At 53.6% G+C, this 19,357-nt stretch carries 19 protein-coding genes and 4 pseudogenes; 9 read left to right on the forward strand and 14 right to left on the reverse strand.

Annotated features, from left to right (window positions below; all coding sequences use genetic code 11):
- Positions 1-95 precede the first annotated feature (95 nt).
- The 3 genes and pseudogenes from mlc (at position 96) to SGP1_RS33565 (ending at position 2,908) form a co-directional block, all read left to right on the forward strand.
- Positions 96-1,313, forward strand: a complete 1,218-nt coding sequence (gene mlc / locus SGP1_RS12985) for a sugar metabolism global transcriptional regulator Mlc (protein ID WP_011411285.1) — start codon at positions 96-98, stop codon at positions 1,311-1,313.
- Positions 1,314-1,430: 117 nt separating this feature from the next.
- Positions 1,431-2,093, forward strand: a pseudogene (gene bioD / locus SGP1_RS33560) (dethiobiotin synthase); the annotation flags it as partial.
- Between the two features lie 42 nt (positions 2,094-2,135).
- Positions 2,136-2,908: pseudogene (locus tag SGP1_RS33565) on the forward strand (MFS transporter).
- Between the two features lie 63 nt (positions 2,909-2,971).
- On the opposite strand, the gene SGP1_RS13000 reads toward SGP1_RS33565, so the two are convergent.
- Positions 2,972-3,226 (reverse strand): DUF1161 domain-containing protein, encoded by a 255-nt coding sequence (locus SGP1_RS13000; protein WP_041867550.1) that lies wholly within the window; start codon positions 3,224-3,226, stop codon positions 2,972-2,974.
- Positions 3,227-3,300: 74 nt separating this feature from the next.
- Positions 3,301-3,639, reverse strand: a complete 339-nt coding sequence (locus SGP1_RS13005) for a DUF1283 family protein (RefSeq protein ID WP_011411288.1) — start codon at positions 3,637-3,639, stop codon at positions 3,301-3,303.
- Between the two features lie 125 nt (positions 3,640-3,764).
- Here SGP1_RS13005 and SGP1_RS13010 point away from each other — a divergent pair.
- Positions 3,765-4,095: pseudogene (locus tag SGP1_RS13010) on the forward strand (YnfA family protein).
- Between the two features lie 104 nt (positions 4,096-4,199).
- On the opposite strand, the gene ydfG reads toward SGP1_RS13010, so the two are convergent.
- The 4 genes and pseudogenes from ydfG to SGP1_RS36465 form a co-directional block, all read right to left on the reverse strand.
- Positions 4,200-4,949: a bifunctional NADP-dependent 3-hydroxy acid dehydrogenase/3-hydroxypropionate dehydrogenase YdfG gene (gene ydfG / locus SGP1_RS13015; RefSeq protein ID WP_011411290.1), complete on the reverse strand. Its 750-nt coding sequence runs from the start codon at positions 4,947-4,949 to the stop codon at positions 4,200-4,202.
- 60 nt (positions 4,950-5,009) lie between these two features.
- Complete coding sequence (locus tag SGP1_RS36455; RefSeq protein ID WP_050747632.1) at positions 5,010-5,225, reverse strand: hypothetical protein; 216 nt, start codon at positions 5,223-5,225, stop codon at positions 5,010-5,012.
- A gap of 59 nt (positions 5,226-5,284) precedes the next feature.
- Positions 5,285-5,476 (reverse strand): annotated as a pseudogene (locus SGP1_RS36460) (aldo/keto reductase); the annotation flags it as partial.
- Positions 5,469-5,657 carry a hypothetical protein gene (locus SGP1_RS36465; RefSeq protein ID WP_243466011.1) on the reverse strand — a complete coding sequence of 63 codons (189 nt, stop codon included), beginning with the start codon at positions 5,655-5,657 and terminating at the stop codon, positions 5,469-5,471. The gene SGP1_RS36465 and the pseudogene SGP1_RS36460, both read right to left, overlap by 8 nt.
- Before the next feature lie 384 nt (positions 5,658-6,041).
- On the opposite strand from SGP1_RS36465, the gene guaD reads away from it, so the two are divergent.
- Positions 6,042-7,370: a guanine deaminase gene (gene guaD, locus SGP1_RS13025; protein WP_011411291.1), complete on the forward strand. Its 1,329-nt coding sequence runs from the start codon at positions 6,042-6,044 to the stop codon at positions 7,368-7,370.
- Between the two features lie 331 nt (positions 7,371-7,701).
- Here guaD and SGP1_RS13030 read toward each other — a convergent pair whose 3' ends face one another.
- Both SGP1_RS13030 and SGP1_RS13035 read right to left on the reverse strand, forming a co-directional pair.
- Positions 7,702-8,334, reverse strand: coding sequence for an autotransporter outer membrane beta-barrel domain-containing protein (locus SGP1_RS13030; protein WP_011411292.1), 633 nt, complete (start codon positions 8,332-8,334; stop codon positions 7,702-7,704).
- Positions 8,335-8,339: 5 nt separating this feature from the next.
- Complete coding sequence (locus SGP1_RS13035; protein ID WP_041866977.1) at positions 8,340-9,266, reverse strand: hypothetical protein; 927 nt, start codon at positions 9,264-9,266, stop codon at positions 8,340-8,342.
- Positions 9,267-9,492: 226 nt separating this feature from the next.
- On the opposite strand from SGP1_RS13035, the gene SGP1_RS13040 reads away from it, so the two are divergent.
- Entirely contained in the window at positions 9,493-9,714 is a 222-nt protein-coding gene (locus SGP1_RS13040; protein ID WP_041866978.1) for a hypothetical protein, read from the forward strand.
- Positions 9,704-9,847: a hypothetical protein gene (locus tag SGP1_RS30790; RefSeq protein WP_158302385.1), complete on the forward strand. Its 144-nt coding sequence runs from the start codon at positions 9,704-9,706 to the stop codon at positions 9,845-9,847. The genes SGP1_RS13040 and SGP1_RS30790 overlap by 11 nt, the downstream gene beginning before the upstream one ends.
- Positions 9,848-10,201: 354 nt before the next feature.
- Here SGP1_RS30790 and SGP1_RS13050 read toward each other — a convergent pair whose 3' ends face one another.
- From SGP1_RS13050 to SGP1_RS13065, 5 genes are all read right to left on the reverse strand, one after another.
- Entirely contained in the window at positions 10,202-10,687 is a 486-nt protein-coding gene (locus SGP1_RS13050; RefSeq protein WP_041866980.1) for a hypothetical protein, read from the reverse strand.
- 210 nt (positions 10,688-10,897) lie between these two features.
- Positions 10,898-12,958 carry a glycosyl hydrolase family 18 protein gene (locus SGP1_RS13055; protein ID WP_011411294.1) on the reverse strand — a complete coding sequence of 687 codons (2,061 nt, stop codon included), beginning with the start codon at positions 12,956-12,958 and terminating at the stop codon, positions 10,898-10,900.
- Between the two features lie 299 nt (positions 12,959-13,257).
- Positions 13,258-13,767, reverse strand: coding sequence for a hypothetical protein (locus tag SGP1_RS13060; RefSeq protein WP_041866981.1), 510 nt, complete (start codon positions 13,765-13,767; stop codon positions 13,258-13,260).
- A 407-nt stretch (positions 13,768-14,174) separates the two neighbouring features.
- Positions 14,175-14,339: a cupin domain-containing protein gene (locus SGP1_RS29765; RefSeq protein WP_148203496.1), complete on the reverse strand. Its 165-nt coding sequence runs from the start codon at positions 14,337-14,339 to the stop codon at positions 14,175-14,177.
- On the reverse strand, positions 14,336-14,602 hold the full coding sequence (locus tag SGP1_RS13065; RefSeq protein ID WP_041866982.1) for a hypothetical protein: 267 nt from the start codon (positions 14,600-14,602) through the stop codon (positions 14,336-14,338). The genes SGP1_RS29765 and SGP1_RS13065 overlap by 4 nt, the downstream gene beginning before the upstream one ends.
- A gap of 1,418 nt (positions 14,603-16,020) precedes the next feature.
- On the opposite strand from SGP1_RS13065, the gene SGP1_RS13070 reads away from it, so the two are divergent.
- Together SGP1_RS13070 and SGP1_RS13075 are read left to right on the forward strand one after the other, a co-directional pair.
- Positions 16,021-16,503 carry a type III secretion system chaperone gene (locus SGP1_RS13070; RefSeq protein WP_011411296.1) on the forward strand — a complete coding sequence of 161 codons (483 nt, stop codon included), beginning with the start codon at positions 16,021-16,023 and terminating at the stop codon, positions 16,501-16,503.
- Positions 16,500-18,272 (forward strand): hypothetical protein, encoded by a 1,773-nt coding sequence (locus SGP1_RS13075; RefSeq protein WP_011411297.1) that lies wholly within the window; start codon positions 16,500-16,502, stop codon positions 18,270-18,272. The genes SGP1_RS13070 and SGP1_RS13075 overlap by 4 nt, the downstream gene beginning before the upstream one ends.
- Before the next feature lie 284 nt (positions 18,273-18,556).
- On the opposite strand, the gene SGP1_RS13080 is transcribed toward SGP1_RS13075, so the two are convergent.
- The gene (locus tag SGP1_RS13080) at positions 18,557-19,354 is read right to left on the reverse strand and encodes a nitrilase-related carbon-nitrogen hydrolase (RefSeq protein ID WP_011411298.1); all 798 of its coding nucleotides are present in this window, start codon (positions 19,352-19,354) and stop codon (positions 18,557-18,559) included.
- Positions 19,355-19,357: the final 3 nt, after the last annotated feature.

A 19,357-nucleotide genomic window follows, 5' to 3' on the forward strand; every position in this document is an offset into this window, starting at 1 on the left:
CATTTCCAATCAAATAGTTGACGGCTAAACGTAAAAGTTTCACCATAACCCTAATCTTTTTATTTTATAGCGTGAAAAATAGCGGGAGCGGGTCAGTGATTGGCATTGGTCAACCCGGGCATATTGATCAAATTAAACAGGCGAATGTGGGAGCGGTGTACCGTCTGATTGATACGTATGGTCCAGTCTCCCGTATCACGCTGTCCAAATACGCGCGTTTAGCACCCGCAAGTATCACTAAAATCGTGCGTGAGCTGATGGAAGCGCACCTGGTGGGGGAAACGGAATACCAGGAAAACGGCTTGCGTGGAAGGCCGGCGATTGGCGTGGTGGTGGAGACGCAAGCCTGGCATTTTTTGTCGTTACATATCAGCCACGGCAGCCTCTCGCTGTCACTGCGTGAATTGTCCAGTAAACTGGTGGTGGAAGACACCGTTCCGTTGCCGTCGCAAGCACCCTTGCCGTTACTGACCCGTCTCATTGCCGAAGTGGATGCCTTCTTCAACCGCCATCAGTGTCAGTTGGAGCGATTGACGGCAATCGCCGTGACGGTGCCCGGTATTATCGACGCGCAGGCCGGCGTCATCCACCGTATGCCCTGGTATGAGGTGTGTGATATGCCGTTGGGTGATGTTCTCAGCAGCCACATCGGCGTACCGGTATATCTGCAGCATGATATTTGCGCCTGGACCATGGCCGAAGCGCTCTACGGCGCGGCGCAGGGATGCAACGACATCATACAAATCGTTATTGATCATAATGTCGGCGCCGGCGTGATAATCGGCGGCCGTTTGCTGCACGGCGGCAGCCAAACGTTGGTGGAAATCGGTCATACGCAGATCGATCCCGATGGCAGGCGATGTTATTGCGGTAATCGCGGCTGCCTTGAAACCGTCGCCGGCATGGAAAGCATCTTTGAACACACCCGCCAGCGGCTGAAGCGCCAGCCGGACTCGCCGCTCAACGGTGTCAGCTTAAGAGTGGACCGCTTGTGCAGCGCAGCGCTGGCCGGTGACCGCGTGGCGCAGGATGTCATCACCGGCGTCGGGCTTAACGTGGGGCGTATTCTGGCGATGATGGTAAATGTATTTAATCCGGAAAAAATTTTGGTGGGATCGCCGCTTAACGTTGCGGCGTCAATCCTCTATCCAGTCATCCAGCGTTGCATCCAGCAACAATCGCTGCCGGATTACAGCCGGCGGATACAAATTCAGGCAACCCGTTTTAGCAATCATGGCACCATGCCCGGCGCGGCGCTGGTGAAAGATGCACTTTACGATGGTTCACTTTTGCTAAAGCTGATGCAGGGGTAAAACCGCCAAAATATTGAGCTAACGCAAGCCACACCTCGCCGCAATGACGTACATTCCTCTCTGATCCTCCCGCGAAATTTTATCAAGTCTAATGGATTACGACAGTCTGGAGTTGCCATGTTGAAACATATGTTTGTCACCGGTACGGATACCGCCGTGGGTAAGACTGTTGTCGCGCGCGCACTATTGCAGCATTTGGCGGCGAGCCATTTCACGACAGTCGGTTATAAACCGATTGCCGAAAGCAACCTGATGACCGCCGAGGGGCTGCGCAACCACGATGCGCTCGTGTTGCAGACGTCGTCCTCGTTGGAACGGCCTTACAGTGATGTCAATCTGCTGCTGCTCCCCGAGGCCGCCGCCGGCTGTTTCACCGGCGCTGCGGTGGATTATGAGGCCATGAGCCGCGGACTACGGCATCTCTCTGCGCTGGCGGATATGGTTGTGGTGGACGGCAATTGCGGTTGGCGCGCGATTATGAACGATTATCGGCCTTACTCTGAGTGGATCATTCGCGAGCGTTTACCCGTGGTGCTGGTGATCGGCATCAAGCTTGGCTGTATCAGCCATGCGAAGCTGACCGCTGAGGCTATCCTCAACGACGGTCTGCCGCTGTTGGGCTGGGTCGCTAACCGCATCAATCCCAGATTGGCGCACTACGCCGAAGTTCTGAGCGTGCTAAATCACATCATACCGGCGCCGCAGTTGGGTGAGTTGCCTTATTTGCCGCGTGCAGAGCAGCGGGATTTGGCTAAATTTACCGACTTAACGCCGCTGAACGTCGCGGCGCCAACGCGACGCGGCGGAATACTTATTGCCTGTATGTTAACCATGTTTATGGCGGCGGTAGAAGTCACCATCGTCGCCACCGCCATGCCGGATATCATCGCCAGTCTGGGCGGCTTTCCTCTGCTGAGCTGGGTGTTCTCGATTTACCTGTTGTTGCAGGCCATCAGCATCCCGATTTACGGCCGCCCACCGGTGTTTTTCGTCGGCATCGGGCTGTTTCTCACCGGCTCCATTTTATGCGGCTTTGCCACCCATATGCCGGGACTGATTTTGTTTCGCGCGCTGCAGGGTCTGGGGGCGGGGGCTATTGTGCCGCTCGCTACCACCATTATCGCCTATGTGTACAATCAGCAAGAACGCGCCCGTCTGCAGGGTTATCTCTCCAGTGTCTGGGCGGTATCAGCGATCGTCTAATGGCCGTGTGCGGGGCGATTCTGCTCGTGGCCGGCAGTCTCTTACTGTTGCGGCTTGACGCCCAGAGCAGTATTAACGATGCCCGGCTAGCGTCGTTTGCGATTCGCGGTATTGCCACCGCCTCAACGGTCTTTACGCGCATGGTAGGATAGGCGCTGGGTACGGCATTGTTGGGCGCCACGTTAAATATCAATTTGCAGCGTCGGTTACCCGGCATTGACGATCCGGTGCAACATCTTATCGGCCAAGACGGCCAGGGTCTGGCGCATATGGTGCAGCAGGTGGCGGTCTCGATGCACGGGGTGTATTGGGTTTCAATGCTGATTTCACTCTGTGCGCTTGTCGCGGCCGGCCTGTTGCCGCACGGTTTGCGTCCGCGGCAGGAAGATTAACGTGGGCAAAAGCAGGGCAGGCGAAGATAAGGGAGGCACGTCCAGCGCCTCCCGCTGAACGTATTAAGGACTAGGTGCGTCATCCCCATGGCGGGTGTAGACAATTTTCTGCGTGTCGTTCTCACAATGACCCACCACCTGTCCGCCGGCGCTTTCCGCTTGATCGCTCGGCACGATTTCAAGCGTGAAACCGGATTCGGGTACGCCGTTGGCAACGATTTTCCTCGCTATGTCCGCTTTCACATCTTCGCACGCGGCCTGTGCGCCGAGAGGCACAAGAAGGGCCAGCGCAAGGGGTAACAACATTGACTTCTTCATCCTGTCATCCTTATATGATAATGAAGTGGCGTTATAAGCGTAGCAGCGTAAAGCTTTTAAGAAATTCGTCATACTCAGGGCGCCAGCAGCGAGCGTCCCGTACGGCGATCCAGACAACGGGAGGTGTTGGGCTCCCAGTACGCGTTGACATTCTGGCTACTGTTGCATTTTTCCTGCAAATCTACGGCCTGATCATAGCGGTCGAAATCTTTCTCTACGCGCGTGTTGACTTTGTTGCGCAGCCCATGGGTGGCATTCCATTGTTCCTGACTCTGCCGCGCCGCTTCCCACGACCGTGCGGTATCGCCCGAATCGATAACGATATGCTGGGTGCCGTCCCCTTCGCCGGCATACGCCAGCAGGCTCAGTGCCAGCAATCCGCCGAGCAAACATCGGGTCGGAATTGTGTTCATGCCATGTTCCTTTCAAGCTGTGCGCGTAATAACGCGCTAATAATGTATGAGATTAACGATGGTATCGTCTCAATACCCCACGAACCATCAACAACAGGGTCAATGTTGCCGCGTACAGAGATCGAATGACCAAAACAGTGTTGCTGTATATTGCTACCGCCGTCGCTGCAATTCTCGGCTGTTATCTGCCTTATTGCTACGTAAAACGGGACGGCAGCCTGCTGCTTATTCCCGCCGCGCTGAGCCTGATAGCATTCGTCGGGCTGCTGGTGCTGTATCCCGCCGCCAGCGGGCGCGTTTATGCCGCCTACGGCGGTGTGTATATATTGACAGCGTTCTTGTGGCTCAGGTTCATCGACGGCATCAAATTATCCCCCCCAGGACTGTCTGGGCGCGGCGGTGGTATTGTGCGGGGTCGTGATCATGATAGGCGGCTGGCGCCACGGCGCGGACTGAGGGGCGCAGAAAGCGGCGTGGATCTGGCGGGCTTTGCCTGTGGGTGCCCGACACGGAGGTCTCACTAGGCGGCCGCGGCCCCGGGGCGAAGCGCATTGGCTATATCAGCCCTCGCGATACACGCTGAGCCCCGCGAAGGACTGGCAGACCGGCATCATTTCCAGGACATTGATATTGACATGGTCGGGCAGGGTTGCCACCCAAAATACGGCCCCGGCGATATCATCCGGCATGAGCGGATCGGCATTTTTATAGGTGTTTTCCACCTTGCCTTCATCGCCTTTGAACCGCACCGACGAGAACTCCGTACCGCCTACCAGGCCGGGTTCGATATCCGTCACCCTGACGCGCGTGCCAACCAGATCGGTGCGCAAATTCAGGCTGAAATGACGGGTAAAGGCCTTGGTGGCGCCATACACATTGCCCCCGGCATAGGGCCAGCGACCGGCCGTAGAGCCAAGGTTGATAATATGCCCGCGTCTGCGCTCGACCATACCCGGCAACAGCGCGCGGGTCATATAGACCAGGCCCTTATTGTTGGTGTCGATCATGGTTTCCCAGTCATCCAGATTGGCGTTTTGCGCCGGCTCCATGCCCAGCGCTAGACCAGCGTTATTCACCAGCACATCGACCTCACGCCATTCGGCCGGCAACAGGCTCCCCTGTTCGGCAATAGCCGCTCTGTCCCGCACGTCAAGTTGCAGCGGTAGGAAGGCGTCGCCCAACTCCTGCCGGAGCTCTTTGAGACGGGCCTCACGGCGACCGGTCCCGATAACCTTATGTCCCTTCTTTATAAACAAACGGGTAATGGCTTCGCCAAAGCCGGCAGTAGCGCCGGTAACGAAAATAATCATTGTTAGGTTCCTTTTTGGTGATGACAGACCCATAAATACCCCATTATAGATCCTGTGCGATTAGGGGTGACGCAGATAGGGGGCTATCAGGGACAAATCCGCAGGCGACAGGCGATCATCGGCTATCGCCACCAGTTCATCGACAATACGGTAGAGCGCTTCCTCATCATAGACCGGCGGCTCGTTCCACTCCACCAGCTGACGGGTGGTGCCTTCGGGTTTTTGATCGCGGTGATATTTGCCCGACAGCAACCCGCCGGCCAGCGGGCTCCACACAGCACGCCCAGCCTCTGATCCTGTGCGATGGGCAGCAGCTCATATTCCGCTTCACGGGCCTGGAGAGCGTAGTGGATTTGCTGACTGACCGGGCGCACCCCCACCAACCGCTCGCTGACGCCTAGAGTTTTCATGATATGCCAACCGGAAAAGTTGGACAGGCCGACATAGCGGACCTTACCGGCGCTGACCAAATGCTCCAGAGCGGACAGCGTTTCTTCCAGCGGCGTCAGACCATCCCATTCATGCAACTGATAAATTTAGCCGTCGCAGGCTGGCTTCGCAGGCGCGGATAAGATGATGGCGCGACAACCCCCGGTCATTGGGGCCGTCTCCCATGGGAAAACGTGCCTTGGTGGCCAGCAATACATCCTGGCGGCGGTGTTCAAGCATTGTCATGGTGGGACGGTGGTGAAGTTCAGCGCTCATCATAGAGTCGATTCTTTCTCATTTACCAGTTATAAAAATGGCACGATAATTAAATGGACAGTGCAATCGTTTGCTTGGTTATTTTGCTCGTATTTGGGGCAGGCAAGCATAACCGAAAAAGGTACTACAATGTTTATCCAGTTGATATGTAATAATTAGTCCGATTTCTTTTTGCCAAGTTGGCCTTTCTCTTGCGATACTTACCCGCTCAACTTTCTGGGCCCGGTGCCCGCGCTTCTTTGTTCGCACAGGTGCTATACACCGGACCCACAGAAGGCCTTCAGATATGAATATGACCGGACGCGGCAACGCAGTCCCTCATCGCTAGGTAAGGATGGCGATTCTCGCGCACCACCCCTTTGGCGAACGTGATTACAGGCGCAAACTATGCATTCGATAAAAGCCATCCGCGGCAGTTTTTTTGATATCACCCATACCGTGCAACATCCCGATGCGCTGGAACAGGCCGCGCGTTTCATTGAAGATGGTCTAATCATCATCGATGGGGGCAAGATCCGCTCTTTACAGACCTGGGAAGAGGGGCGAAACCAGTTGCCGCCGTCAATTCCCCTCAGCAATTTTCCCGACAAAATCATTGTGCCGGGCTTTATCGATTGCCACGTACATTATCCACAGACCGAGATGATCGGCGCCTGGGGTAGCCAACTGCTGGAGTGGCTGAACCAATATACGTTTCCGACCGAGAGCCAATATCACTGTGCCGACCACGCGGCGGCGATGTCAGACTTTTTTCTCGATCAGCTGCTGCGCAACGGTACGACCAGCGCGCTGGTGTTCGGTACGGTGCACGCGGCATCGGTGGAGACACTATTTGCCGCGGCGTTTCAACGGAACATGCGACTGATTGCCGGGAAAGTCATGATGGATCAACATGCTCCGCCGGCGCTATTGGAAACCCCGGCGCAAAGTGAGCACGTGACACGCCGGCTGATTGAACGCTGGCACAACAAAGGGCGGTTGGGGTATGCATTAACGCCGCGCTTTGCCCCAACCTCATCGCCGCAATTGCTGTCGGTCGTGGGGGAATTGAAACGGGAATATCCCGATGTCTGGCTGCAAACCCATCTGAGCGAAAATCCGCAGGAAATCTCCTGGGTCCAGGAACTGTATCCCGAGCGGGAAGGTTATCTAGATGTTTATCATCATTACGGTTTGACCGGGCATAAAAGCGTTTTCGCCCACTGTCTGCATCTTGAGGATAAAGAGTGGCAATGTCTGGCGGCGACCCGTTCGGCTATTGCGTTTTGCCCCACATCAAACCTGTTTTTGGGCAGTGGGCTGTTTAACCTGCAGAAAAGCTGGAACGCCGGCGTCGCGGTGGGCATCGGTAGCGATGTGGGTGCCGGTACGACGTTCAATGCGCTGGAAACTTTGTCCGAAGCCTACAAAGTGGCGCAACTGCAACATTACCGGCTATCGGTTTATGAAGCCTTTTATCACGCCACGCTTGGCGCCGCCCAAGCGCTGGCGCTGGAGGGCGTTATCGGTAATTTCGCCGCTGGAAAAGAAGCGGATATGGTGATTCTGGATCCCGCCGCGACACCGTTGCAGCGGTTACGCCAGCAAAACGGCAAAGACATTCATGAGCGGTTGTTTGCCCTGATGATTCTAGGTGATGATCGCAATATCTATCAAACGCGTATTCAGGGTGAAATCGCCTGGCAGCTCGGGCAGGAGGAGCGGCCGGCGCCGTGAGGCTGTAGGCCGCCGGATGTCACTTTAGTTGGCGTTTGCTGCTTTCCAGGGATGACAACGTCACTGGTTGTGATAAAGAGAGGTCCCGGGGCCTGAACCTCGGTTTGGCCACGGGGTCATGGGCTGTCGATTTCTCGCGAGCCACACGCCGGTAATCCAGAATTCACTACCGTCGTTGAGCGGTAAGTGGTGTTGCTTAAGCGCCGAGGGTTACTGTCGGACTTTCTTAAGCATTTTGAGAAGCCGCTTGGTCATGCGCAGGGTATGAAAAAGTTCTTCGGCCGGCTACGGCGCAGCTCATTTTCTCCCCACCGTGTGGCGACAGAGCTCATCATGCTGTTCCAGGACATGTCGGCTTACCGCAGGCGAAAACGGTGCGCTGGCGGCGGGCGACATCCGTTCGCGTCGCGGCGCCGGATCCAGCGCCGCGCTGATGGGCCACATGACCCCAGACGCCGATTTGCGGGGTCAGTTGCCCTTCGTGACCGACTTTGAACTCGGTCAATTGGCGGCGGCCGTCCTGCACATATCGGGCGCGACCGGTTTGCACGCCGAAAGGCTGAGAGGTAGAGCGGCTTTCCGTCGTGCTTTTACCGGCGCCGAACATGATACCCAGGTACCCGCTGTCTCGTCCGCTGCGGCTAAATTGCAAAATTGTGCCGCCGCCTTGCACGATCTGACGTGTGGTGCTGGTCTGCAGACGGCCGTCACCGACGAAGACATGCGTCTTCCCGCCAAGGATACGCAGCCATAGCGTGCTGCGAGGGTCCGCGTCCATCGCCAGCGTCCCAAAGGCCATTCTGGTCGTGCCGTTACGTTCTGCGCGTCGGCTGAGGAATAGGGTGTTCGCTACGGCATGATTGGCGGCGTAAATCCCGACCTCCGGGATAATCGCTGTCTGTGGCGCAAACGGGGGAGCCATCAGCGAGCCGGTCTTGATCCTCGTCCCCGGTGACGTTGTCATGGAGGTTATCGTTTGCTTATAGGAGAAGGTGAAGATCGCCGGATTCCTCGTCGGTCAGCCTCGTTAACCGGGCTTCGGTCAGCACCGTCACGTTTAGCGCTTACAGGCTGAGGAGGATCGCCGTTAATGTCATCGCTAACCAGACTGGGGTCACCGCTGTCGCTTGCGTCACCGATGCGGCTGGGGAGGGCGCTGTCATTCCGAGCGTGACTCTGACTTGAGGTGCCGCGGTTGTTTCCGGCCCCCATCGAACGAGACTGACCAGCGGCGTCCTTTCCAGCGGAAGCTTCATTTTCTACCTCTGGGGGTACGGAAAGAAAAAGCGCATTACCCTCTTCGTCATAGGAAACAAGGGGGCTGCTAGCACTTATTGCAGACAATGCCACGCTTCCTTCGGACGAGGTCCGGCGGTCGCTGATACCAGATACTGAAAGGTCAGCCGAAATGACGCTTTCTCGCCGGCCGGCATAAACGCGTTCCACCTCGCTGGCGTCACCGACATTATTGAGGGCGATGGGAGACCCGTCGGCAAGCGAAGTCGTCGAGGTAGCCCCAACAACCCTATAGCGTAGGTCGCCGCTTGCGGAGGACCAGTCCAGGCTGACGACCGATGCCGGCCCGCTGTCGCGACGTAACGACATCACTTCGGCGCGCTGGCCGTCGCCCGCTTGAGAGACGGCCTGGCTGACTAGGGAGGCTGAATAGCTCTTTTGAGCCGCTGATGCCGCAGCCGTGAAGGGATCATCTAAGGCTGAAGCCGGCGTTAGCTTGTCAGCGGCGCTCGATTCGCCCGTCTGTGCCGTTAAGGACGTAGTGTCCCGCATATTGTCGCCGTCAGGCAAATCAGAATAGATACCCTCATCACTTGCTAAGGGCATATTTACCTTCATGGCAGCCTCTGTTTTCACCGTCATGACGGGTTCGCTGTACACAGGTTCAGCCGTATTGGTTTCGCCACGTGATGACAACGCGTGAGGCGCCTAGGCGTAAAGCATGCTGCGCGGCGGCTTTGGCGGCGCTTGGGTGAGGGGAGCCGTCATGTCCCCGGGCGCTTCGAACTTGAATGCATCACTACTGGTGCCACCCTTAACGGAAATAAGACACAATCCAGTTTTCTTGATTATCTTATCCTGAATGTCAGCCTCATGAAGCGAGCTATTGCAACAGATTGAAGAGGCGCAATCGCCGAAGCTTGCCGCCCTCAACGATGCCATACACTTAAACGCCAAACTGTTCACACGGCTAAAAAGCCTTTATCAGCAGCGTGAGCAGCTTGAATTAACCCCGGAGCAGCAGCGAGTTATGTTGCTCACCTATCGCAGATTCGAGCATGCGGGCGCGAACTTATCCGCAGAGGACAAGCAGCAACATGGCGCTTAATCAGGAGGCCTCCACGCTCAGTACGCTTTTCAGCCATCGCCTGCTGGCGGCGACCACCGGTGGGGCGTTGACGGTAACAGACCGCGAAGCGGCGGGCAGGGAGGTTACAGTAGTTAACTGTGTTAAGCGTTAAAAGGACATTAATATGATTACTCTTGGCTGCCTGCATACTGCGCAGAGCAACATCACCATCTTTGAACAGGCGCGAGAGCGACTGAGGGACGACGATTATCAGCTTACGCATCAGGTACATAGCCATTTATTGCTGCAAGCGGAGCAGGCGGGGAGCATGACGCCGGCACCGTCCCGGTGCTGGCATCGATCAGGCGCTGGCGCGACAGGCGGCGGAAGGTCGACATATATTGGCGTTATGCGCCGCCGCCACGGCTATCCTGTTTACCGAAGCCGTGGCGGCCACCGGCGCACGCGTTGAGGTGCAGCTGGTCGACGGCGCCTGGAGACGTTATCGCGCAGGTGATATTGACGGTTATTTACACGCCATCGCCGAGGCCGCGGACGACGGCGCCGCCAGCTTTCCTCGCGTCAGCCAGGAGGCCAACAGCGCGATGACTGTAAGCATCATGATCGTCAGCGCATACAGGTTGACGGTGGTTAGCAGCCCCCAGCGCTGCACTCCGAAATCGGCGGCTATCGCCGGTAAGTTGTTGGCGAGGTAGCATTCCACATAAAACGCGGCCATTAATGCCGCCCGTTCTCCTGCTGAAATCAAGGGAATGAGTGTCCTTAAAGCGCCGAGAAAGCCGCAGCCAAATCCCAGGCCCGTGACCAGCGATCCGGTAATCAGCAGTGCGCCGGATCCCGCATTGGCGCCTGCCAGAATGGCGGCGACGCCGAACAGTAACATGACGGACCCGCTCATTAACGTGGTAAGCGCTTTCCAGCGGCGAACGCAGGCGATAGCCAACGCGCCGCTAAGGGTCCATACCGCAATATTGATCGGTGAAATGGCCAAATAGCGCGATGCGCGCCTGCGGTGGAATCGATACACTAGAACGCAATGATGCCAGGGCGCTCGGGTCAGGGTCAGGCAATCGGCGAAGGCTGTCAATAGGATCACAAAGACCAGATGTAACAAACCCGCCGTGTCTGACGGCGGGTGGATGCATCGATAAGAGTCAACGTGGGTGACGACGTTCACCCGAATCGGTATAACGCAATGGGATCAGGCAACCAGCACCGACCACGGGAAACCATACTGTCCGGTGGTGGTAGACAGACCTGGCTCATCCCCCTGACTCCAATGGTTGGCCCGATAATCGACGCCTTTATGGGAAACCAGGTTGCCTTCGGTGTAGATCTGAGTGGCTATCCACTGCTGATATTGCGAAGGGGTTTCCGGTTCATCCGGCGTTTCCGGCTGCTCGTCCGTGTCATCCTTTGGAACAACCGTTAACGCGAAAACAGCGGTTGCCCGCTCACCGCTTTCGTTCGTCACGGCGAGGGTTATGGATATGAGGGTATCCACGCTGACGTTAGGCAGCACTACCGCAGTCTGTTCGGCATGCGGCGCGGCGATGACGGCCCCCTGGGTGGCGGACCATTCATAGCAGGCGGCATTGACGGACTGCTGACCACAGAACAGTAACGAACTGCCCGCGAAAGCTTTAATCTCAACCTTGGCGACCGGTGCTGCCGCTGGTTTGTCAGGGGTATTCGGCTCATCCGGCTTGCCTTCATCCTCACCAGTGATATTAATCCCCTTGAAATAGAATGGACTCATATCGATGACCTTATCAACAATCGGACAGCCCAACCCTTCACGCGCTGCGTTGACCAGCAAGCCATTGTCGTAATCGATGGTCCAGGTAAAAATACCGCCAAGACCTTTTTCAATCACATAGCGGGCTTTTTCCCTGACGCTACGCGGTGTATCAATGGAATGGAAAACCTTCGCCGTCGGGCTATACAGATAGTCGGCACAGGCGACATCATCGGTATAAACCTGGTAGCCATTGCGACCTGATTTATTTTCCAAATCGAGATAGTTATAAAGAACGTCATACCATTCAACACAACCTGACTCGAACGTGCCGACGGTGGTGTCATTACCTTCATAGGTGCCCTTCAGCGGCGAGAAAGAGCTGATTTCGGCACCTTTGGCGCTACGGGAATAACCAGCATAGCCCACATTAATGACGTCCGGATCCACCCCCTGTTCTAGCAGATAGGTCACCGCCTCTTCCAGGCTATAACTGGAATGCTCAGTTTTATACAGATTGGTGTGATTCGTCAATCCTTCGTGCCACGGCGTACCAAAGAAGTCATAGGTCATAACGTTGATACCGTATAACCCGGCAGCTAACAGCCCTTTGATATTGGAATGTTGCAGGACGTCGACATTGGCGGACGAAGCGATACTGATTTTGATATCTTGCCGGTTATGGCTATTAAACGCCTGACGCAGAGCAGCAATCAATTTTTGGTAATTCGCACCGTCTTCAGGGCCATGGGGGTTACCGGCACCTGCGGCATTCGGATATTCCCAGTCAATATCGATTTCAGAGAAGCTGGGGAAGCGTTGAAAGAAATCAACGATGCTGCTGACGAAAGTGTTGATCGCCTGGTCACTTTTGACCATTTCATGGAAGATTTCGCTCATCGTCCAGCCGCCGACGCTGAAAGAAAGCGCAAGATCATGCCCTGCCAGCGCCGCTTTTTTCTTCAGAGCCAGTAGGGCGCCCAGCACCCCTTGCAGATTGGGGTGACTTTCTTTGAAGCAATCTTCCTGCGATCCGCCATTGTATGTAGTGCCGGGACCGAAGCCAAAATCTTTATAACTTGAAAAACCGTTGTTGAAGTAAGCCTGACAATCACCCCAGGGATCCAGAATGGTCATTTCATATTGCTTTTTCCCGGTCCACGCCGCGGCCTGCTCGATTTTATACTGATTGGCACCTTTATCGCCGACAATACCGGTAAATCCGAAAATAATTTTATCATAGGCGGTCGGGGATAATTGCGAGAAATCGACCCCGCGGCCACGACTCCCGACATCAACGCTACCGGAGGGTGGCGATGATAATGCTCTGCCATCGTACTGTCCCCAGTCGGTATAATAGCCAAACACTTTTGGTTTGTTCTTGGTGTCGTATTTATTATAAACGCGTTTCATCACCCGGGCAGAGGTATAGCTGTAGGCCGAATCATTGGTCTTAGGGTCAAAACCATCATACTGATATGACTCATCGCTATATTGGTCTTTCTGAATTAACTGACTGCTCATGTTAGTTACCTTACAAAGTTATTATGATTTAAGAGATATGTAATTTTAAAAACTAACCACGTTCACCTTTTGAATGAGCTACCTTCCTCGTTATGAATAAAACTTACTTTGATTTGATATGGAGGGTATTTTATTAAAAATATAAACTTTATCAATGCACCGGTGTTGTATTGTGATTTAATAAACCAGACTTGAAAAAGGCACTGCTTGACCTGTGAACGTTACATCACGGTAATGCCATTATGCAGGTTAACGACAAGGCGGCGGTTTCAAGTCCCTATAGGCGATACGGACGGGCGTTACATCGCTATGGGGGTCACTCTGCCTGCGTGCGGTGACACGGCGGGCGCACGTTGTAAAATCAGGATAAACGGTTGGTTTGATACCTGAGCGCTCAGCCTCTTCAAGTTCTTTAAGCGTGATGTGATCTGACCTCCGCCAAAAGCCAGAAACTCGCCGGTACGCTGTATGACCGCCTTGTCGGTATCCAGATAAACCATGTAGGAGTTTCCCTCTGGATCCCGCACTTGCCAGGATGCCATCGGGTCAGAAATGAAAATGCATTCATCACAATGTTCAGACAGCGACGTGCTTTCTCGCGCTTGTTCCGACACCCGTCCCAGGGTTTGAATGCCTTTTTCTTTTGCAAGCTCATAGACCTTACCAATAGCTTCACGGGTGGCGCCGGCGCCCACGCATAAATTACCGATACCGTATTGGACGATAGCACGGAAAATAATATGTTTGAACTTGTCGACAAGCGCTTGTTCGTCATGATAGCCCAGAAAAGAAAAACCACTGAATACCATAACGTGTTTATTCCGGGTGATGTTATCGATCTTTATTTTTATTTCATCAGAAACAGGGGGAGGGGCATTACTTAGGGTAGGAATGGAAGAGCATAGAATGTGATTATGTAGACTAAATAGCATGAGAGTCTCTCGGCCTATATTTACCAGGAGAATGCATGATAGAGAAAGCGGTTTTTTAAAGCAATGCAATCTTTAACCATCAATAGAAGTTTTGCTGTGCCTTGGGCGAAATTTATAACAATTCATTCGTATCGGTCTCATCCGTTTATTTCCCCATGAGCGAACGTCAGAAAAAGGGCATCGTTTCTTCTTGGGCTTACGGGTATTCGGGACAATGGCCTGGGCCAATCCCGCTATGACGTCCAGCGGGACGTCCGCCCTGGTAGAAAAAGGCCCAGCCTGCCTCAAGCCTGCTTACCATCAATCACCAGTAAAAACTCACAGTCCTCTTGCGCCGGGTTATGGACTTTGGCGGCATAAAACATCGAATCACCGACGTTTAACCTGCTTACGGTTTCCCCTACCGTGACATCCACACAGCCCGTCAAAATATAAATATATTCTTTCACCGGCTGGGTATGGGCGACCAGCTCACTTTTTCCCTGTGGCCAGCATAGATAGTAGCCCTGGAATGTCTCTTCGCTGCCGGCAAACAGACGACAAAGACTGCCTTTCGCAGCGCTGTTTGCACCATTTCCTCCGTGACTAGCACCACCCCGACACCGGCGACGGCGGCAGCGAGCAGGCGGGTCCTATCGTCCACGGTCAGATTTCCGCTGACAGGCAGGGTGACCCAGCGACCATCAATGTGAAATTGCCAGGGTTCAGCCACGGATTTTCCAGGCCATCGCCAGCGGTTTGTTACCTGTCATAACATAAACCATCATGATTCCCGTTAATTTTGTCAGCCATCACCATCGCAAGATGAGGTATAGAACATGACGGAACTCGCCCCTGGCGCGCTTACGTATTATCGAGGATAAACTTGCCATCTATGAACTTATCGCCTCGCACCCGCCCAGTGCAGATACCGCGCACAACGATTATACCGCCTCAGTCTATGTGCAAGAGGGCGTATTCGATCGCGGCCCCCAGCTCGAGGGCGCGCAGGGTCGAGGCGATCGCCGCCTTTACGCTCAAACCGGAGCACGAAGAAGCGATTCAAGGCGGGTTGGCACATTTTACCGGGTTGCCCCTTATCTTTCTAAACGGTGATAGCGCGGTGGTGATTTCCTATCTTCTGATTATACAGCTTGATCAGGAAGGTAAACGCCGCACGCTGGCTAATCACAGCACCTCAACCGGGTACAGAATACCACCGTGCCGTTGTCAATCGTTGGGAGCTAGAGCGTCATCAGGAGCAATGGAAAATAAAACGCTGCACGCTATTGCCGGTAGATGGCGGGTCGTGTGTGCTCCGACTTTTGACCGACGGCTTGAACGAAGTACTGCACTCACGCGACTGAACCGGCGCCGAGCAAGGAGAGAGTAAAATGCATTCATCCCATACTGATTACCGCAGGTTTCTTGAATCTCTTTTTTCCTCCATCGCCGCCCGCGCGGCTGGACGGCGGTTTTTTTGCCGCGCTGCATGACGATGTAGTGTTTAACTCCATGGGAACGTCACCCGTAGCCGGAACATATCACACGGTATACATGCCTATCGCGAGCAGGTGATAAACAAGCTCGACTACAGGCTGGCCTCCTGGCCCCGTCCCGTCGTCGAATCGATCATCGTCGAGGGGAACATGGCTTGCCTGCAATTTCATGCAGAAGAGGGAGTAATGGCGTAGACTTCAACATGCACTACTGCTAGGTAATACGCATGCGCAACGATAAAATCAGCGAAATCTGGGGTTATTATGATGCAGTGAAAATGGCGGAGCTGTTCTCCAACAACCTATAATGGCGGCTTACTCCGATCGGGCGCTGCACTTTATTTCCTCATTCTCTGTCCTGCGCCGGGCCCGGGCGCGTAATTGACCAAGCCAAATCCCTCCTTCCCTCGACGCCCGTTTCATCTCACTCGCTCAGAATAGGGCAACGCAGGATGAGCGGTAATCTCGCACAGTCATGTCAAATTCCCAATGCCTGACTATGTTGGCTGTCAGCTGCAAGGGGCCCTGTCTGGCTGCGCATCGCTGTGCTTGAAAAAAATATAATCGAAATTTTATATAATTATTTAATTAATTATATTATTTTAAATAAACACTTGTTCTTGAGCATATTTGCCGACCATCGGGCGGTAAAATGTGCGAACTGACCAGAGATAACGCGATGACTTTTTCTGAACTCCTACAATCACTCAATGCGGATGCGCATTTAAATATTAACGACGCACTGCAAAGCGGTGGCTGCACTATTCGTTTCGACGATAATATCGATATTACGTTTGAAAATCATGACAGCCACGTGTATCTCTTTTCGCCGGTGATGCAAATTACCCAACCGCTGTCGGATGATTTTTTTGCCTCTCTTTTGCAGATCCATTTATTCGGTATCGCCACACATCGCTGCTGGTTTGGCTACAACGCCGGCGGCCAGCGAATCATCCTCTTTTGCTTGATGGATTTAGCCCTGTTATCGGCAGAAGCCGCCCTGAAGTGCGTCGAAACGCTAATTGATCAAGCGCAATACTGGAAAGAGAATTTACCCCAAATAGGTCAGGCAACCCAGGCGTCATTATTGGATGCTTCCGCCGGCCAACGCTTTAAAAGGACCTTGACGCCATGAATAATGCCACCATCGCCAAATTTGGCCTTCGTGTCCTCATTTATCGCTGCATGGACAGCAATAGCAAATTAAATGCCTTAACCAAACGCATCAGCCTGGGTTCAATTACACGAGACAAGCTGGCTAAAAATATCATTTCCGATACGATCACGCTGGCGCAGCATTATGTCATAAGCAATAAGAGTTTAGGAAAACGTAGCGCAGAGATTGTTAATCAGGGCAGATCAGCGCTGTTCGATAATACCCGAGCGCAGGCCGAAAACGGGTTGGCGCCATTGGTTGATCTCATTTTACAATCTAAAGGGCAGGGTGAACTGGCGCGGAAAATCGCCGCCGGTATTACACACTATATCGGGCCGGCATTAATCCAGGATCATGGCGTGGAACGCGTGCTGGCCGCATTAACCAAATTTGACGGCGGCGAAAATGTTTTGCGTTTGGCGCTGGACAATGTTTTTACAGGCGTTACCGGCGGTAAAATGATTTCCGCCACATTCATGTCAGCGCTAAAACGCGCCATCTTGGACCGGCCTGAATTCCGGCAAAGTACCCATCTGCATGATATGGCCGCCTGGAAATTGTATCAGATATTGGCCCCTGAATCGAGTACGTTACCGCCGCCGCCAAAGGGTTTGCAGACTTTGGAGTTTGTGGTGAATCAGGTTCCCGGCATGGTGACCTCCGTATGCCAGCAGATCGATAATATTCAGCAATACTTGCAGTTGCCCTATAGCGAAAAGGATCTGTCAGCCGTGTTCACCGAATACTGGCCGAGCGATCTGGTGGTGTCGGAAGACATCTCACCAAAAGATTTTGCCAGGGTGGTGATGATGGGCCACGCCACCGATCAAAGCACTATCGTCAACCAAAATATCGATGCATTACCTAAGGGCATCCGCGAAACGCTGCAGCAGGATGCCGCCACCATCAGATCCTTATTGACCCGTCTACCCACCCCGGAAATTAAAGTGGCACAGAATTGGTCTGGCAACATCGAAGCGGTATCGGTACAGCTTGCGAGTGCACATCCGCCGTCGGCGCAATTGCAGAATTATATTGATACTGAATTCCGCGTCCCGGTACACCATCCTCAAGAAGTCAATACCTTGGTGGCGGACGGTGAATTCATCAAATTATTGGATAAAGGCATTAATCTAAAAATAGATAACAGCCACCTGAATTACGGCCGTTGGCTTACCGACATGGGGAGTCAATTCATCGCCCAGGCAAAAAACAGCTGGATGGGTCAAACAGGGCTATCGCCACTAAAACAGCGGCAATTAGAACAATTGTCCAATATGGTAGACAACAATCCCATGAGTCTGCTGGCATTGAGCCGTTATTTAATTCCTGAAAGCATTGGCCCACGCATACAGGACCAGGTTTTTGATCAGTTTAACCACCAACCGCCGGATCTTATCTGCGTGGATAACGTATGGATGAAGGTGGGCAAACCGGAGGTCAGTTTTGAGGTGAGTAAGCGTCAGGGCGTAGATATTGCTATTGGCTTGAAATGGCCCGTGGCGGAATTTGGCGATGCAGTCGATACCTTATCAGCCGCTAACCAGCAGCAAAGCTATATATCATCTACGGTTAACGTCAACATGTTGTTTAATAAACACGGCCTTGAAAAAGAGCGGTTAACCATTTCCGATACCCATCTCATGTTGCAGGATAGATTAGTTTTCGGTTCGCCTCACGAACAGGAACCCCTTGTTCCCTTGTTGACGCGAGGCATGTTACAAAAGTTATGCCCATTTTTAATTTAACATAATCTACATTATGCGTACTAACTAATGACGCTTAAAAATGCTATCCGGAGGGATGGATGAAGTCCCTCCGCTACGCTGGTTATGGCGTCTCCCCTGGCGGCTTATGACAAACCGCTAACGATGACGAATGCCGGGTGGGAATTTGGCCGGCGCGGGAAAAGCCCTGTCCCGGGCAGCGCTTGCCTGGAAATCCGGCGCGCTATGCCGGCATTATCCTACAACAGGCCGGCACCCGCGCTTTTTTCGGGTGCCGGGCCCGCATTCACGGCGTGGGGAAATACTTACCGATAATTTTCGGGCTGCCGGTCAGCCAAATAAGGCAAGGTGTGGCGAATGGCCGACTGAACTTGCTTATCGATGGTATGATAAAGGATTTGCTCTGCGTGTTCCGTCGCTCTTGCCATTACTTGACCACGTGGGTTGAGTATTTGACTACCGCCAAACAGCTGGCAATCACCCTCTCTGCCCCAGCGATTGACCGCGGCCAAATAAATAGTATTTTCCAGCGCCCGGCAAGGGCCGTTAATATACCATATATCCTTGTCCTTTTCAGGCCAGGCAGATAACAAGAGCAAAGAGTCGGCCTGTTTGAGCGTCAGACTACGAGCGACTTCGGGGAATCCCGCGTCATAACATATCATACCGCCGATGCGTCCGAGGGGGGTATCAAATACCCGAAGTTGTTGGCCGGGCGTGAACCAGCGTTTTTCTTCCTGGATAAGATGCATTTTTCTAAATACCCCTAACCAGCTTTCCTGCCCCGGCAACCAGACGCCTGCGGCATTATAAACGGCGTCTGTTTGCATATCGCGTTCAATGAAACCGCAAACAATAATGACCCCCAGCTCTGTTGCCAGCGCGCTGAACATCCGGTTTGTTTCACCCTGTCGTGTTTCGCTCAATGCATGATATTCAGGGCCCAATAGCGTGGGTGCATAGCCGGTCGTCGCCAATTCAGGAAAACAAATGAGCTGGGCCCCTTCTTTTTTAGCGGTATGGCAAAATGTCTGCAACCGTTCGAGATTTCTCCGTTTTTCACCCAAATAGGCATCTGTTTGTACTAAAGCTAATGTAAACAATGG

The organism is Sodalis glossinidius str. 'morsitans' (assembly GCF_000010085.1).
In the GTDB taxonomy this organism is placed as follows: domain Bacteria; phylum Pseudomonadota; class Gammaproteobacteria; order Enterobacterales; family Enterobacteriaceae; genus Sodalis; species Sodalis glossinidius.

Excerpts from the sequence above, each read along its gene's own strand:
- SGP1_RS13030 (WP_011411292.1), bottom strand. The coding sequence starts at position 8,334 with ATGACAACGTCACCGGGGACGAGGATCAAGACCGGCTCGCTGATGGCT.
- SGP1_RS13070 (WP_011411296.1), top strand. The coding sequence starts at position 16,021 with ATGTGCGAACTGACCAGAGATAACGCGATGACTTTTTCTGAACTCCTA.
- SGP1_RS36465 (WP_243466011.1), bottom strand. The coding sequence starts at position 5,657 with ATGATGAGCGCTGAACTTCACCACCGTCCCACCATGACAATGCTTGAA.
- ydfG (WP_011411290.1), bottom strand. The coding sequence starts at position 4,949 with ATGATTATTTTCGTTACCGGCGCTACTGCCGGCTTTGGCGAAGCCATT.
- SGP1_RS13055 (WP_011411294.1), bottom strand. The coding sequence starts at position 12,958 with ATGAGCAGTCAGTTAATTCAGAAAGACCAATATAGCGATGAGTCATAT.
- SGP1_RS13005 (WP_011411288.1), bottom strand. The coding sequence starts at position 3,639 with ATGAACACAATTCCGACCCGATGTTTGCTCGGCGGATTGCTGGCACTG.
- SGP1_RS13060 (WP_041866981.1), bottom strand. The coding sequence starts at position 13,767 with ATGGTATTCAGTGGTTTTTCTTTTCTGGGCTATCATGACGAACAAGCG.
- SGP1_RS13000 (WP_041867550.1), bottom strand. The coding sequence starts at position 3,226 with ATGAAGAAGTCAATGTTGTTACCCCTTGCGCTGGCCCTTCTTGTGCCT.
- SGP1_RS13075 (WP_011411297.1), top strand. The coding sequence starts at position 16,500 with ATGAATAATGCCACCATCGCCAAATTTGGCCTTCGTGTCCTCATTTAT.
- SGP1_RS30790 (WP_158302385.1), top strand. The coding sequence starts at position 9,704 with ATGGCGCTTAATCAGGAGGCCTCCACGCTCAGTACGCTTTTCAGCCAT.
- guaD (WP_011411291.1), top strand. The coding sequence starts at position 6,042 with ATGCATTCGATAAAAGCCATCCGCGGCAGTTTTTTTGATATCACCCAT.